Annotated in this window: 14 protein-coding genes; 9 read left to right on the top strand and 5 right to left on the bottom strand. The window is 62.8% G+C overall.

The genetic code is table 11. The features are described from left to right. Positions 1-5 precede the first annotated feature (5 nt). Both V3W39_RS22580 and V3W39_RS22575 read left to right on the top strand, forming a co-directional pair. Positions 6-1,244, top strand: a complete 1,239-nt coding sequence (locus tag V3W39_RS22580) for a transporter associated domain-containing protein (RefSeq protein ID WP_330213367.1) — start codon at positions 6-8, stop codon at positions 1,242-1,244. 222 nt (positions 1,245-1,466) lie between these two features. Beyond that, positions 1,467-2,777: an MFS transporter gene (locus tag V3W39_RS22575; protein WP_177046983.1), complete on the top strand. Its 1,311-nt coding sequence runs from the start codon at positions 1,467-1,469 to the stop codon at positions 2,775-2,777. 96 nt (positions 2,778-2,873) lie between these two features. Here the strand turns inward: V3W39_RS22575 and purT are convergent, their stop codons facing one another. The 5 genes from purT to V3W39_RS22550 all read right to left on the bottom strand — a co-directional run bounded on the left by purT (position 2,874) and on the right by V3W39_RS22550 (position 6,193). Beyond that, complete coding sequence (gene purT / locus V3W39_RS22570; protein WP_169387190.1) at positions 2,874-4,055, bottom strand: formate-dependent phosphoribosylglycinamide formyltransferase; 1,182 nt, start codon at positions 4,053-4,055, stop codon at positions 2,874-2,876. A 70-nt stretch (positions 4,056-4,125) separates the two neighbouring features. Next, positions 4,126-4,593: a hypothetical protein gene (locus V3W39_RS22565; RefSeq protein ID WP_003209599.1), complete on the bottom strand. Its 468-nt coding sequence runs from the start codon at positions 4,591-4,593 to the stop codon at positions 4,126-4,128. Positions 4,594-4,814: 221 nt separating this feature from the next. Then, positions 4,815-5,030, bottom strand: a complete 216-nt coding sequence (locus V3W39_RS22560; RefSeq protein WP_177046985.1) for a DUF1289 domain-containing protein — start codon at positions 5,028-5,030, stop codon at positions 4,815-4,817. Next, positions 5,027-5,551, bottom strand: coding sequence for a gamma carbonic anhydrase family protein (locus V3W39_RS22555; RefSeq protein WP_177046987.1), 525 nt, complete (start codon positions 5,549-5,551; stop codon positions 5,027-5,029). The genes V3W39_RS22560 and V3W39_RS22555 overlap by 4 nt, the downstream gene beginning before the upstream one ends. A 39-nt stretch (positions 5,552-5,590) precedes the next feature. Beyond that, complete coding sequence (locus V3W39_RS22550; RefSeq protein WP_177046989.1) at positions 5,591-6,193, bottom strand: CoA pyrophosphatase; 603 nt, start codon at positions 6,191-6,193, stop codon at positions 5,591-5,593. 146 nt (positions 6,194-6,339) lie between these two features. Between V3W39_RS22550 and V3W39_RS22545 the strand changes: the two genes are divergently transcribed. From V3W39_RS22545 to nagE, 7 genes are all read left to right on the top strand, one after another. Beyond that, on the top strand, positions 6,340-6,888 hold the full coding sequence (locus V3W39_RS22545) for an NUDIX hydrolase (protein WP_259196352.1): 549 nt from the start codon (positions 6,340-6,342) through the stop codon (positions 6,886-6,888). Positions 6,889-6,931: 43 nt separating this feature from the next. Further along, complete coding sequence (locus V3W39_RS22540; RefSeq protein WP_177114775.1) at positions 6,932-7,435, top strand: L,D-transpeptidase family protein; 504 nt, start codon at positions 6,932-6,934, stop codon at positions 7,433-7,435. Between the two features lie 263 nt (positions 7,436-7,698). Next, positions 7,699-8,457, top strand: coding sequence for a GntR family transcriptional regulator (locus V3W39_RS22535; RefSeq protein WP_076017517.1), 759 nt, complete (start codon positions 7,699-7,701; stop codon positions 8,455-8,457). A 10-nt stretch (positions 8,458-8,467) separates the two neighbouring features. After that, a complete protein-coding gene (gene nagA / locus V3W39_RS22530) occupies positions 8,468-9,574 on the top strand; it encodes an N-acetylglucosamine-6-phosphate deacetylase (protein ID WP_330213366.1) in 1,107 nt (368 codons plus the stop codon). Beyond that, positions 9,555-10,577: an SIS domain-containing protein gene (locus V3W39_RS22525; protein ID WP_330213365.1), complete on the top strand. Its 1,023-nt coding sequence runs from the start codon at positions 9,555-9,557 to the stop codon at positions 10,575-10,577. The genes nagA and V3W39_RS22525 overlap by 20 nt, the downstream gene beginning before the upstream one ends. Positions 10,578-10,613: 36 nt before the next feature. After that, positions 10,614-13,121 (top strand): phosphoenolpyruvate--protein phosphotransferase, encoded by a 2,508-nt coding sequence (gene ptsP, locus V3W39_RS22520; protein WP_177129098.1) that lies wholly within the window; start codon positions 10,614-10,616, stop codon positions 13,119-13,121. A 74-nt stretch (positions 13,122-13,195) separates the two neighbouring features. Continuing rightward, positions 13,196-14,854, top strand: a complete 1,659-nt coding sequence (nagE, locus tag V3W39_RS22515; protein WP_442968422.1) for an N-acetylglucosamine-specific PTS transporter subunit IIBC — start codon at positions 13,196-13,198, stop codon at positions 14,852-14,854. Positions 14,855-14,987: the final 133 nt, after the last annotated feature.

Below are 14,987 nucleotides of genomic sequence, written 5' to 3'. Positions count from 1 at the left end.
CCGACATGGACAACTTGCCCTTGGGGCCGATGCTTGCGGTAGTAGCCTTGCTGGTTTTATGGTCGGCGCTGTTTACCGCCATCGAAGCCGCCCAGCAACATTTGCTGGCCCTGCGCCCCGGCACCCGCCAGGGTGACAAAGCCGCCGCCCGCCTGAATTTCCCGCGCAACAGCCTGATCCTTTGCAACACCCTGTGCCGTGCCGTGGTGGTGATTCTCTGCACGTTGCTGGCGATCTACGCCTGGGCAGAAAACGGCCCGTGGCTCGGCTGGGTGATCTCCAGTGCCGTCCTACTGGTGCTGGCGGACTATCTGCCGCGCGCCCTGGCCACTCGCCACCCGCAAACCATCCTTGGGTTTGGCAACACCCTGCTGAGCGTGCCGTTGAAAATTCTGTACCCGCTGGCCTGGCTGCTCAACGGCATCAGCCTTGTGCTGCTGCGCCCGTTCGCCCGCAAGGCCGGCGTGGTCAAGAAGAGCGACGAACCACAGCCGGACCAGGACGACGAACCGGAAGCCGAAATCCCCAACACCCGCGCGCCGGGCATGCCAGGCATCCACGCCCTGGACAACATCACCGTGAATGACATCCTGGTGCCCCGCAGTGAAGTGGACGGCATCAACCTGGATGACCCGATCGAGGAAATCATCGAGCAACTGCGGGTTTCTACCCGCACCCGGTTGCCGGTGTTCCACAGCGATATCAACCAGGTCGAAGCCGTGCTCAATACCCGGCAGATCCGCCACCTGCTGCCGGACGCCAGCCTGACCAAGGAAGCGCTGCTGGCGGCCTGCCACGAGCCCTACTTCGTCCCGGAAAGCACGCCGCTGCAGCTGCAATTGCTGAACTTCCACAAGCAACAGCGTCGCCTGGGCATGGTGGTGGACGAATACGGCGAAGTGCTGGGCATCGTGACCCTGGAAGACATTCTTGAAGAAATCGTCGGTGAGTTCGAAAGCGAGCAGCACCTCGACAACCCCCACATCCAGCCGCAACTGGATGGCCGCTACGTGATCGACGGCGCCGCCTCGATCCGTGATTTGAACAAAACCCTCGGCTGGCACCTGCCCAGCGACGGCCCCAAGACCCTCAACGGCCTGGTGACCGAAGCGCTGGAAACCATCCCGGACTGCGCCGTGTGCCTGAAAATCGGCCGCTATCGCCTGGAAATCCTCGAGACCGAGGACAACCGCGTGGCCAAGGTGCTGATCTGGCACACCAGCACGGTGCCGGTCGCCGCTTAAGCCCCTTGTTGGATCCACAAACCCCTTCCTATAATCGGGGCGGCTTACCCAAGCCCCGCCCGACCGCGTGCTACCCGCACTGAGCGCGTCCAGGCACCGCCTTATCGTGTCTGAACGGTGTTTGCTCCCATCCCGAGCCGCCCCGCGCACAACCCTGATCCATGGGTGTTCGACCAATAATAATCCGCGTCCAAACGCGCAATGACCGTCAGGGATACCTTCATGAGCACCACCTATAACGAGGCAGCGACCGCCGCCCCGACCAACTCGACGGCCCGGGTCGCCACCGCGAGCATCATCGGCACCGCCATCGAGTTCTACGACTTCTATATCTACGCGACCGCCGCAGCACTGGTGATCGGCCCGGTGTTCTTCCCGCAAACCTCCGGCACGGCGCAGATGCTTGCCTCGTTCCTGACCTTCGGCATTGCGTTTATCGCCCGGCCGTTGGGTTCGGCGCTGTTCGGGCACTTTGGTGACCGGATCGGCCGTAAATCGACGCTGGTCGCCTCCTTGCTGCTGATGGGCGTGTGCACCACGCTGATCGGCTTGCTCCCCGGCTATGACAGCATCGGGGCCTGGGCGCCGATCCTGCTCTGCGTGCTGCGTTTCGGCCAGGGCCTCGGGCTTGGCGGCGAATGGGGCGGCGCGGCGTTGCTGGCCACCGAGAACGCGCCGAAGGGCAAGCGCGCCTGGTTCGGCATGTTTCCGCAACTGGGGCCATCGATTGGCTTTCTGGCGGCCAACGGGTTGTTCCTGATCCTGGCCATGAACCTGAATGACGAGCAGTTCCGCAGCTGGGGTTGGCGCATTCCATTCATCCTCAGCGCGGCGCTGGTGATGGTCGGCCTGTATGCGCGGCTCAAACTGCATGAAACCCCGGTGTTCGCGAATGCGGTGGCCAAAGAAGCGCCGGTGAAGGTGCCGCTGGTGGAGCTGTTCAGCCAGCATTGGCTGCCGGTGCTGCTGGGCGCGGCGTCGATGGTGGTGTGTTATGCGCTGTTCTATATCACCACGGCGTTTTCCCTGAGCTATGGCGTGTCCACCCTGGGCTACAGCCGTGAAACCTTCCTCGGGTTGCTGTGCTTCGCGGTGCTGTTCATGGGCGCGGCGACCCCGCTGGCGGCGTGGGCAAGCGACCGTTACGGGCGTAAGCCGGTGCTGATTGTGGGGGCGATCCTGACCATCCTTTCCGGCTTCACCATGGAACCGTTGCTGACCCACGGTTCAACCTGGGCCGTGGCACTGTTCCTGGCGCTGGAGCTGTTTTTGATGGGCGTGACGTTTGCCCCGATGGGCGCGATGTTGCCGGAACTGTTTCCGACCCGCGTGCGTTATACCGGCGCTTCGGCGGCGTATAACCTGGGTGGGATCGTGGGTGCGTCGGCGGCGCCCTTCTTCGCGACCAAGCTGGTGGCGATGGGCGGTTTGAGTTATGTCGGCGGGTATGTGTCGGCGGCAGCGGTGATCAGCTTGATTGCTGTGTTGTGCCTGAAAGAGACGCGCAATAACGATTTGAATCGCGTTAGCTGATAGACCGCCATCGCGGGCAAGCCCGACTCCCACATTTGAATGTATTCACAAATCAAAATGTGGGAGCCGGGCTTGCCCGCGATGGGCGCGACTCGGTTACAGCTCTACAACAACCGCCTTCGAAGCACGAGTGGCCTTAGCCCGGGCAGCCTCAATCGACTCATCCCGCGCCAACGCCACGCCCATGCGGCGCTGACCGTTCACTTCCGGTTTGCCAAACAGGCGCAACGCCGTATCCGGCTCGCTCAAGGCTGCGCCCAGGTTGGCAAACGCAGTCTGGGTCGACTGCCCTTCCACCAGAATCACCGCCGAAGCCGAAGGCCCGAACTGACGGATCAACGGGATCGGCAGGCCAAGAATCGCCCGTGCATGCAGGGCAAACTGCGACAAGTCCTGGGAAATCAGGGTCACCAGACCAGTGTCATGGGGGCGTGGCGAGACTTCGCTGAACCACACTTGATCGCCTTTGATGAACAGCTCGACACCAAACAGGCCACGACCACCCAAGGCCTCGGTTACCGCTTTGGCAACGCGCTCGGATTCGGCCAGGGCAATCGGGCTCATGGCCTGTGGCTGCCAGGATTCCTGGTAGTCGCCCTTCTCCTGACGGTGGCCGACAGGCGCGCAGAAGGTGGTGCCGCCGATGTGGCGCACGGTCAGCAGGGTGATTTCGTAATCGAAGTCGATAAAGCCTTCGATGATCACCCGGCCCTTGCCGGCTCGCCCGCCTTCCTGGGCGTAATCCCAGGCTTTCTGCACGTCATCCGCGCTGCGCAGCAGGCTCTGGCCCTTGCCCGAAGAACTCATTACCGGCTTGACCACACATGGGAAACCCAAATCGGTGACGGCCTTGCTGTAGTCCTCGAAGGTGTCGGCGAAGTGGTACGGCGAGGTCGGCAGGTCCAGCTCTTCAGCGGCCAGGCGACGGATGCCTTCGCGGTTCATGGTCAGCAAGGTTGCGCGGGCGGTCGGGATCACGGTGAAGCCTTCGGCTTCCAGCTCAACCAGGGTCGCGGTGGCGATCGCTTCGATTTCCGGCACGATGAAGTGCGGCTTTTCGGCTTCGATCACGGCACGCAGGGCGGCGCCATCGAGCATGTTGATCACGTGACTGCGGTGCGCGACCTGCATGGCCGGCGCGTTGGCGTAGCGATCCACGGCAATCACTTCAACGCCCAGGCGTTGCAGTTCGATTACCACTTCCTTGCCCAGCTCACCGCAGCCACACAGCATTACGCGGGTCGCGGTTGGCGACAATGGAGTTCCGATTCGGGTCATCTCAGGTCCTCAGGGGAGCGGATCATGGTGGAGAAAGGCCGGCATTTTACATGAACTGTAAAGATTGGCTTCAGTTGGCGACGCGCTGCCGGCGCAAACGCCAGGCCATGGCCAGCCACACCACGGTGACGCCGGCGAATTTCGAGACCAGCGCAGTGCCGGCCACGGCAGGCGTGAGCGCGCCGATCAGGCCGAAAAAGATGAAGGTATCGAGGGGGATGCTCAGCGCCGAACTTATCCACAGGCGATCATGGAGCGGACGCTTGGTGATGCTGAACACCAGCCAGTCGATGCACTCGGACACCGCAAACGCCGTGGCGCTGGCCAGGGCGATGGAAGGATCGGAGGTGATATAGGAGAGCACCAGCGCCGCCAGCATCGCGATGATCGCGCCATGGCCGAAGCGGGTTTGCACCATGTCCCGCAGGACAAACACCAAACCACCCCAGGCAGACCAGATGACGTCCAGGTGCGGGGCGGTGGAAAAGGCAAAGTTGATCAGCACGACGCTGCTGATGTAGGCAATCAGGAAGAACATGGGGCGAGGGACCTGTGAACAAGGGGCACAGGGTACTGCACAACCCATCAATGTGGCGAGGGCGCTTGGTGGCGAGGGAGCTTGCTCCCGCTGGGGCGCGAAGCGGCCCTGAAATGGGCGAGCCTGGTGTATTTGAAGGAAGGCAGTCGTCTGATTTGGGGCTGCTTCGCAGCCCAGCGGGAGCAAGCTCCCTCGCCACAGAAAAGCAGTCCACCTACAGATCAGGCGCCGGACTTTCCCGGAATCATCCACATCAACCCACTCGCCTTCGCCCGCTCATGACACAACCCCAGCACCACCCGGCGCTCGGTGTTGTCCATGCGACTCCAGCGGGTGATTTCATCCACCGTCCGCTGGCAGCCCGTGCAGATATCATCGTCATCCAGCGCACAAATGCTCACGCACGGCGACGCTACCGGCCGTTCAGATAAGGTCATTCTTCCTGCTCAACCAGGTCACGGGCATAACGCTGCGAGTTATGCACATAGTGCGCGGCACTGGCCTCGAGCATTTTCTTCTGCACATCGGTCAGCTCCCGAACCACCTTGCCCGGCGACCCCATCACCAGCGAGCCATCCGGAATTTCCTTGCCCTCGCCAATCAGCGAATTGGCGCCGATGATGCAGTGCTTGCCGATCTTCGCCCCGTTGAGGATCACCGCATTGATGCCGATCAGGCTGTAATCGTCGACGGTGCAGCCATGCAGCATGGCGTTATGGCCAATGGTCACGCCGGTGCCGAGGGTCAGCGGGTAGCCCATGTCGGTGTGCATCACGCTGCCGTCTTGCACGTTGCTATTCTTGCCGATCAGGATCAGTTCGTTGTCGCCACGCAACACCGCGTTGAACCAGACGTTGGCGCCCTCCTCCAGCTTGACCTTGCCCACCAGCGTGGCATTCGGGGCCACCCAGCTGTCGGGATGGGTTTCGACTCGGGCGTCGCCCAGGCGGTATTTCATAGGTTGTTCCTCACGGCGGAAACGATGGCCATCTGGCTCTTAGGTATTGATGAAGCTTTTCGGTGGTCGATGCAGGCTGATGTCGGCATCGTCATAGAGCAGATTGATCAGCTCTACAATCATGATCGCCGTCAGGCCCCAGATCTTGTACTCGCCAAACCGGTAACTGGGCACGTACCAACTGCGGCCCTGGTAATCGATACGGTGGGTATGTTCGCGCGGGTCCTGGCGAAAAAACTCCAGGGGCACGCTGAAAACAGCGGCGATCTCGGCGTCATTCGCCAGGTATTCAACGTAATCGGGGATAACGCCTACATAAGGCGTGACACGGATACCGTGCAGGGAAATCAGCGGGCTCAACGGGCCGATAACTTCCACCAGGCCCGGCGGCAGGCCGATCTCTTCTTGCGCTTCGCGCAGCGCGGTGAATATCAGGTCGGGATCGTCGGGGTCGCGGCGCCCGCCAGGGAACGCCACTTCGCCGCCATGGGTGGATAACCCACTGGCGCGCAAGGTCAGGATCAGCTCGGGTTCGTCACTGCGGGTGATCGGCACCAGTACCGCCGCTTCCGGGAAACGACCGTCGGTCTCCAGCGTGTGGGGCGTATGATTGCTTACCCGGCGAAGTAGCTCGTCCAGCATGAGTCATCTCGGTCTGTTGGCTACCTTGCATCATGCACCAAACCTTGCGCACGCCCAACCCCAAAACCCTGGTCATGTCGCTAAACGACAACTTGCAGCCCATACCCGGTCACGCCAAGATAGGCGCACTCTCCAGGAACCCCAGCATGAACTTCTGCAGCCAGTGCGGTAAACCGGTCACCCAGCGCATTCCCGAAGGCGACGCACGCCTGCGCTATGTCTGCGATCACTGTCAGACCATTCACTACCAGAATCCCAATATCGTCGCGGGCACCGTGCCGGTGTGGGGCGATCAGGTGTTGCTGTGCCGCCGCGCGATCGAGCCGCGCCTGGGTTTCTGGACCCTGCCCGCCGGCTTCATGGAAAACGGCGAGACCGTCGAGCAAGCCGCCATACGCGAAACCATGGAAGAAGCCTGCGCCCGGGTGCGCAACTTGAGCATCTATACCCTGATCGACGTGCCGCACATCAGCCAGGTGCACATCTTCTACCGCGCCGAGCTGATCGACCTGGACTTTGCCGCAGGCCCCGAAAGCCTCGAAGTGCGCTTATTCGATGAAGCCGACATCCCTTGGTCAGAGCTGGCTTTCCGCACGGTCGGGCGTACCTTAGAATGCTTTTTTGCTGACCGCCGCCAACAGTCGTATCCGGTGCGCAGCGAGTCGGTGCCGCCACTGACCCAACTGGCCAAATAACAACTCCAGGCGGCACGTAGTCTTCTCAGGGGATACCGTTTTAATGCGTTGGTTGCTTGCTCTGATCTGTCTGTCGTTTGCCACGCTGTCGCCAGCCTCCACCCAAGTGATCCTGGGCGGCAAACCCGTCGAGAAAATCCTGGTGCTCAAGTCCGCCCATCAGTTGCAACTGATCAACGACGGCAAGCCGATCAGAACCTATCGCATCTCCCTGGGCAAAAACCCCAAGGGCACCAAGCTGATGGAAGGCGACCGTCGAACCCCGGAAGGCTTCTACTGGATCGACTGGCGCAAGACCAGCGACCGCTTCAACCTGGCCATGCACATCTCCTACCCCAACATCAGCGACTCCGCCCGCGCCCGCCGCGAAGGGGTCAAGCCCGGCAGCATGATCATGATCCACGGCACCCCCGACGCCGAGGACTACCCCGAAGAGCTGTTCCACACCCTGGACTGGACCGACGGCTGCATCGGCATGCGCAATGTCGACATGCGCGAAGTCTGGAACCTGGTCAAAGACGGCACCATGATCGAGATTCGTCCGTAAATTCCCGCCTCCCGTAAAATAATTCGAAAAAAAATCCTGCCCCGCGCAGCGCTTGCCGGTGAATACCAGTTCACCCCGGCAAGCTGCGCGCTTCTGCTCGCGATAAAGACCTCTCTAATACCACTTGATCTGGCGCACTATTAAGGCGCCCGCAAACGCTCGTCTGCACCGTTTTCGCTGCATTGACATGGTATTTAAGTGGTATTAGCTTGCGATCACTACCGGGCGACAACACTCCAATAACCGCATCGGAAACCGACACAATGAACCCCATCCTGGCCCTGCGCCCCGACGATAAACAATCGACGCCGCTGTACCTGCAACTGGCCCGCAACCTGGAAGCCGCGATTCATGCCGGCCAGTGGAAATCCGAGCAGGCATTGCCCTCGGAGCGCGCCCTCAGCGAGCAACTGAGCATTTCCCGGGTGACTGCCCGCAAGGCGCTGGAAGTGCTGTTCGAACAAGGCCTGATCCGTCGCAGCCAAGGCTCCGGAACCTTCATCACGCCGCGCCTGGAACAGCCGTTGTCGCGCCTCTCGGGCTTCAGCGAAATGCTCCGGCTCAAAGGGTTTGTGCCGACATCCCAATGGCTGGAGCGCGACATCACCCAGCCCACCCATGAAGAATTGATCCGCCTGGGCCTGTCGCCCAGCGACAAGGTCGCGCGCCTCAAGCGTTTACGTAAGGCCGACGACACGGTGATGGCGATTGAAATGACTGCCATGCCCGCCTCTGTCCTCCCGCACCCGCAGGCCATCGGCAATTCGCTCTACGAATACCTGGAAAGCATCGGCAAACCCATCGTGCGCGCCCTGCAACACATCCAGGCAATCAACGCCTCGGACGAGTTCGCGGCCCTGGTGGGCATCGCCCCCGGCACCGCCATGCTGCTGATGACGCGGGTGGGCTACACCGCCGACAACACCCCGATTGAAATCACCGACACCTACTGCCGCAACGACTACTACGACTTTGTCGCAGAACTGCGCCGCCACGACTATTCCGCTGAACTGCGAATTTAGAGAACTGCCCATGTCCGAAGACAACATCCTCACGCCCCACGGCTGGATTCGCGGCCGCCTGGTGCACCAGCACGGCAAGGTGACTGCCGTTGAAGGCAGCCCGTGCGACCCGGCTGACAACGACCTGCCCTACCTGCTGCCAGGCTTTATCGACCTGCACGTACACGGCGGTGGCGGCAAAGACATCATGGAAGGCAGCGACGCCTTTCAGACCATCACCCGCACCCACGTACGATTCGGTACCACCTCGCTGCTGGCCACCACCATGACCGCGCCGGTGGACGAAATTTCCCGCGTGCTCGGCGAGATCGGCACCTATTGCGAAAGCCGCCCCACCGGCACCGCCCGAGTGCTCGGCGTGCACCTGGAAGGCCCCTACATCAACCCCGGAAAACTCGGCGCGCAACCGAACTTCGCTCACACGGCGTTGATGGCCGAAGTCGAGGAATACCTGCGCCTGGCGCCGATCCGGGTGATCACCATTGCCCCGGAAATCGCCGGCCACGACGGCCTGATCCGCGCCCTCAGCGAACGCGGCGTGCGCATGCAGATCGGCCACACCCTGGGCAGCTATGAAGAAGGCGTCGCCGCCCTCGCCGCCGGTGCCACCAGCTTTACCCACTTGTACAACGCCATGAGCCCGCTGCATCACCGCGAGCCCGGCATCGTCGGCGCGGCCCTGGCCCATGCGAAATACGCCGAACTGATTCCCGACCTGCTGCACGTGCACCCCGGCGCCATGCGCGTGGCGCTGCGCTCGATCCCGTGCCTGTACTGCGTCACCGATTCCACCGCCGCCGCCGGCATGCCCGACGGCGAATACAAGCTGGGCAGCCACACCGTGACCAAATGCCTGGGCGGCGTACGCCTGGCCGATGGAACCCTGGCCGGCAGCACCCTGACCATGGACCAGGCGCTGCGCAACCTGGTGAAGATCGGCCTGCCCATCAGCGAAGCCTCACAACGGTTGTCGCAATTTCCTGCGGACTACCTGGGCCTGGAAGAGCGCGGCCGCCTGCATCCCGGCAGCTTTGCCGACTGCGTGCGCCTGGACCGCTCCCTGCACCTCACCGACGTAATGGTCGAAGGAGAAACCATTGACTTCAAAAATGCTTGAAGAGGCCCTGACCTCCTGCGAGGCCGTCGAGGCTCAACTGCAACGCCTGGACCCGCTGCTGGAGGAAGTCGCCGGCCGCCTGCGCCGCCAGCCGCCACAAGTGGCGATGACCATCGCCCGCGGCAGTTCGGACCACGCCGCCAGCTACTTCGCCTACCTGACCATGCAGCACCTGGGGATTCCGGTGGCGTCGTTGCCGATGTCGGTGGTGACCATGCTGCAATCGCCACTCAAGGTCAGCGGGCAAGTGGCGTTCGGTTTCTCCCAGTCGGGGCAAAGCCCGGACCTGGTCAACAGCCTGCGCCTGTTGCGCAAACGCGGCGCCTTGAGCATCTCGATGGTCAATGCCGAAGACTCACCGCTGGAAGCCGCCTGCGAATTCCACGTGCCGCTGTGCGCCGGGCCGGAACGCAGCGTCGCCGCCACCAAAAGCTTTATCGCCACCCTGAGCGCCAGCGCTCAATTGATTGGCCACTGGAATCAGGAAGACGAGTTGCTGCAAGCCTGTAAGGCATTGCCCGACGGTTTGCGGGTAGCCGCCAAGCAAGACTGGAGCGTGGCCATTGACGCCCTGCGCGATTGCCAACAACTCATGGTGATCGGCCGTGGCGCCGGTTTTGCCATCGCCCAGGAAGCCGCGCTCAAGCTCAAGGAAACCTCGGCGATCCAGGCCGAAGCCTTCAGCAGTGCCGAAGTGCGCCACGGCCCGATGGCCCTGATCGACGACAACTACCCGCTGCTGGTCTTCGCCCCCCGTGGCGCCGAACAAGCCGGCCTGCTGAGCCTGGCCGCCGACATGCGCCAGCGTGGCGCCCGCGTGCTGCTGGCCGCTCCCGACGACATCGCCGAACGCGACCTGACCCTGAGCCGCGCCGAACACCCGGCCCTGGACCCGATCCTGGCGATCCAGAGCTTCTACGTGATGGCCGCAGGTTTGGCCGAGGCCCGGGGCATGGACCCCGACCAGCCACGTCACTTGAGCAAAGTGACCCGCACCCACTGAGTCGATTGCAGCGTTTTCCTGATGAGTACCGTGCCCATGTCCAACAACAATAAAGACCTCACCCTCAGCGCTCCCCTCAGCGGGCCGGTGCTGACCCTGGGCAACGTTCCCGACGAAGTGTTCGCCAGTGGCGCCATGGGCGACGGCATTGCCATCGACCCGCTCAATGATTGCCTGCACGCGCCGTGCGATGGTGTGATCATCCATGTCGCCCGCACCGGGCATGCGCTGACCATTCGCGCCGACAACGGTGCCGAATTGCTGATGCATCTGGGCATCGACACGGTGGAACTGAATGGCGAAGGTTTTGCGCTGCTGGTCAAGCAAGGCGCGCGGGTCAGCAAGGGCCAGGCGCTGGTGCAGTTTGACCTGGACCTGATCGCGCGCCGGTGCAAAAGCCTGGTCAGCCTGATCATCCTGACCAACAGCGAGTTATTTGAGTTACGGCCGATCACCCTGAAGTCGGTGAAGGTCGGCGAGCCGCTGCTGCACGTGGTTGCGCGGCTGGCCGGGGCCGCGAAAGTGCTTGATGAGTCTGTCACTGAAGCCAGCGCGACCCTGCGCATCACCCATCGCGGCGGCCTGCATGCACGCCCTGCAGCCTTGGTGCGCAAGACGGCGCAGGCATTCAGCAGCCAGTCACAGGTGCATTTCGCCGGCAAGACAGCGTCGTGCGACAGCTTGATCGGCTTGATGGGCCTCGGGATTGGCGAGCAGGACGAGGTGCAGGTCACCTGTCGCGGCAAGGATTGTGAAGCGGCGCTGCAAGCCCTGATTGCCGCGCTGTCGGTGGCAGTTGGCGAAGAACATCACGCGCCAGTGGTCATTGCCCCGCGCCTTGCAAATACCGAAGCCGGTGTACTGCAAGGCGTGTGCGCCGCGCCCGGCCTGGTCTGTGGCCCGCTGTTCCGCCTGAACGGAATCGAGCTGCCGGCAGACCCGGGCAGCAACGTCCCGGATGAACAACTGCAGCACCTGGACAGTGCCCTGGAACAGGTGCGCGGCGAAATCCGCCACACCCTGGACCAGGCCCGCCAGCGCAAGGATGTGGAGGAAGAAGAGATCTTCGCCGCCCACCTCGCCCTGCTGGAAGACCCGACACTGCTGGAAGCCGCCACCACTGCTATCGAACACGGCAGTGCTGCCACTCACGCCTGGCGCGATGCGATCCAGGCCCAGTGCGCGGTGCTGCTGGCCCTGGGCAAACCGCTGTTCGCCGAGCGTGCCAACGACCTGCGGGACTTGCAGCAACGTGTGCTGCGGGCGCTGTTGGGCGAGGCCTGGAATTTTGATTTGCCGGCCGGCGCGATCGTGTCCGCCCATGAGTTGACCCCGTCGGATCTGCTGCAACTGAGCAAACAACACGCCGTCGGCATCTGTATGGCCGAGGGCGGCGCGACCTCCCATGTGGCGATTCTGGCGCGGGGTAAAGGCTTGCCGTGTGTGGTTGCGCTGGGCACTGAATTGCTCGACGTGCCCCAAGGCCAGCGGGTGGTGCTGGATGCCGCCAACGGTCGGTTGGAGCTGACGCCGGATGATGCGCGCCACACCCAGGTTCACCAATTGCGCGACGCACAAAAACTGCGGCGCCAGCAGCAACACACCGAGGCTCAAGGTTCAGCCAGTACTCAAGATGGCGTGCGTATAGAAGTGGCGGCGAATGTCGCCTCCAGCACCGAAGCCCAGTTGGCCTTTGAGAACGGCGCCGACGGCGTCGGCCTGCTGCGCACCGAGTTTCTCTTCGTCGACCGCCGCACCGCGCCCGATGAACAGGAGCAGCGCCAGGCCTATCAAGCCGTGCTGGATGCCATGGGCGACAAGTCCGTGATCATCCGCACCATCGACGTCGGCGGCGACAAGCAACTGGACTACCTGCCGCTGCCGTTCGAGACCAATCCGGTGCTGGGCCTGCGGGGCATTCGCATGGCCCAGGTGCGCCCGGAACTGCTGGACCAGCAACTGCGTGCCCTGCTGCAAGTCTCGCCGCTGGAACGCTGCCGGATCCTGCTGCCGATGGTCAGCGAAGTCGACGAACTGCTACAGATCCGCCAGCGCCTCGATGAGTTGTGCACCGAGCTGGAACTGACCCAACGCCCCGAGCTGGGCGTGATGATCGAAGTGCCCGCCGCCGCGCTGATGGCCGAACAACTGGCCGAGCACGCGGACTTCTTGTCCATCGGCACCAACGACCTGTCCCAGTACACCCTGGCCATGGACCGCGACCACGCCGGCCTCGCCGCCCGGGTCGACGCCCTGCACCCGGCGCTGCTGCGGCTGATCGCCCAGACCTGCAGCGGCGCCGCCAAACATGGGCGCTGGGTGGGTGTGTGCGGTGCGCTGGCGTCCGACCCGCTGGCCACGCCGGTGCTGATCGGCCTGGGCATCAGCGAGCTGTCCGTGAGCCCGCCGCAAATCGGAGAAATCAAGGACCGTGTCCGCCACCTGGACGCAGCCCAATGCCGGCAACTGAGCCAAGGCCTGCTTAACCTGAGCAGCGCCAAAGCCGTTCGCCAAGCCTGTCAACACCACTGGCCGCTGAGCTGAAAACAACAAGAATAGGGAGACACGCCGTGTACCAATATTTTATCGAAGGGCTGCAACGCCTGGGCCGTGCGCTGATGCTGCCGATCGCGATTTTGCCGATCGCCGGCCTGCTGCTGCGACTGGGCGACACCGACCTGCTGAACATCGCGGTGATGCACGACGCCGGGCAGGCGATCTTCGCCAACCTGGCGCTGATCTTCGCCATCGGGATTGCCGTGGGTTTTGCCCGCGACAACAACGGCACGGCGGGCCTGGCGGGGGCCATTGGTTACCTGGTGATGGTCTCCACCCTCAAGGTGATGGACGCCAGCATCAACATGGGCATGCTCGCGGGCATCGCCAGCGGCTTGATGGCGGGTGCGCTGTATAACCGCTTCAAGGACATCAAGCTGCCGGAGTACCTCGCATTCTTTGGCGGGCGACGGTTTGTGCCGATCGTCACCGGGTTTTCGGCGGTGGCGCTGGGGGTGATCTTTGGTTTGATCTGGCCACCCGTGCAGCAAGGCATCAACAGCTTCGGTGTGTTGCTGATGGAAAGTGGCAGCTTTGGTGCGTTCGTGTTTGGGGTGTTCAACCGCCTGCTGATCGTCACTGGCTTGCACCATATCCTCAACAACATGGCGTGGTTTGTGTTCGGCACCTTTACCGACCCGACCACGGGCGCGGTGGTGACGGGCGACCTGACCCGCTACTTTGCCGGCGACCCGAAAGGCGGCCAGTTCATGACCGGGATGTTCCCGGTGATGCTGTTCGGCCTGCCGGCGGCGTGCCTGGCGATGTACCGCAATGCCCTGCCGGAACGGCGCAAGATCATGGGCGGGATTTTCCTGTCCATGGCGCTGACCTCGTTCCTGACCGGGGTGACCGAGCCGATCGAATTCGCCTTCATGTTCCTCGCGCCGTTCCTGTACCTGGTGCATGCGCTGCTCACCGGGTTGTCGATGGCGATCACCAACATGCTCAACATCCACCTGGGCTTTACCTTCTCCGGCGGGTTTATCGACATGGTGCTGGGTTGGGGCAAGTCCACCAACGGCTGGCTGGTATTCCCGGTTGGGCTGGCGTATGCGGTGATCTACTACAGCGTGTTCAATTACTGCATTCGCCGGTTCAACTTGAAGACGCCGGGGCGTGAGGATATTCAGGTGGTGCAGGCTGAGGCCATGACTGATAACCAACGGGCCGGGGCTTACATTCGTGCGCTGGGTGGTGCGGAGAATTTGCTGAGTGTGGGGGCTTGCACGACGCGCCTGCGGTTGGACATGGTGGATCGCAACAAGGCGGTGGATGCCGAGCTGAAAGCGCTGGGTGCCATGGCGGTGGTTCGGCCGGGGAATGGCGGGAGTTTGCAGGTGGTGGTCGGGCCGATGGCGGACAGCATTGCCGATGAGATTCGGTTGGCCATGCCTTCGTACGTTGGGGTAACGCCGATCGTTGCTGCGCCGGTTGAGAAGAGCACGCCGGTGAATGTGCACGAGGCCGAGAAATGGCTGAGTGCGCTGGGCGGTCGGGGCAATGTGCTGCAACTGGACGCGGTGGCGATGACGCGGCTGCGGGTGGAGTTGGGGGATGGTTCGGCGTTGTCCGAGTCCCAACTTACTGCACTGGGTTGCCAGGGTGTGAGCCAGCTTGAGAGCGGCGTTTGGCACTTGTTGATTGGTGACAAGGCGTCAGGCTTGGGTGAGGCGCTGGAGCGGTTGGTCAGTGGCCGCGAAGCCGTAACCGGCGCCTGACAACATTGTGGCGAGGGAGCTTGCTCCCGTTGGGCTGCGCAGCAGCCCCAATAAGAGCGCCGCATTTTTTCAGGTAGAACTCTGTGGAAGGTTTTGGGGCCGCTTCGCGCCCCAGCGGGAGCAAGCTCCCTCG

Source organism: Pseudomonas sp. Z18(2022) (genome assembly GCF_036346535.1).
Taxonomy (GTDB): Bacteria; Pseudomonadota; Gammaproteobacteria; order Pseudomonadales; family Pseudomonadaceae; genus Aquipseudomonas; species Aquipseudomonas yamanorum_A.
This window is presented reverse-complemented; position numbering and strand designations above follow the sequence as displayed.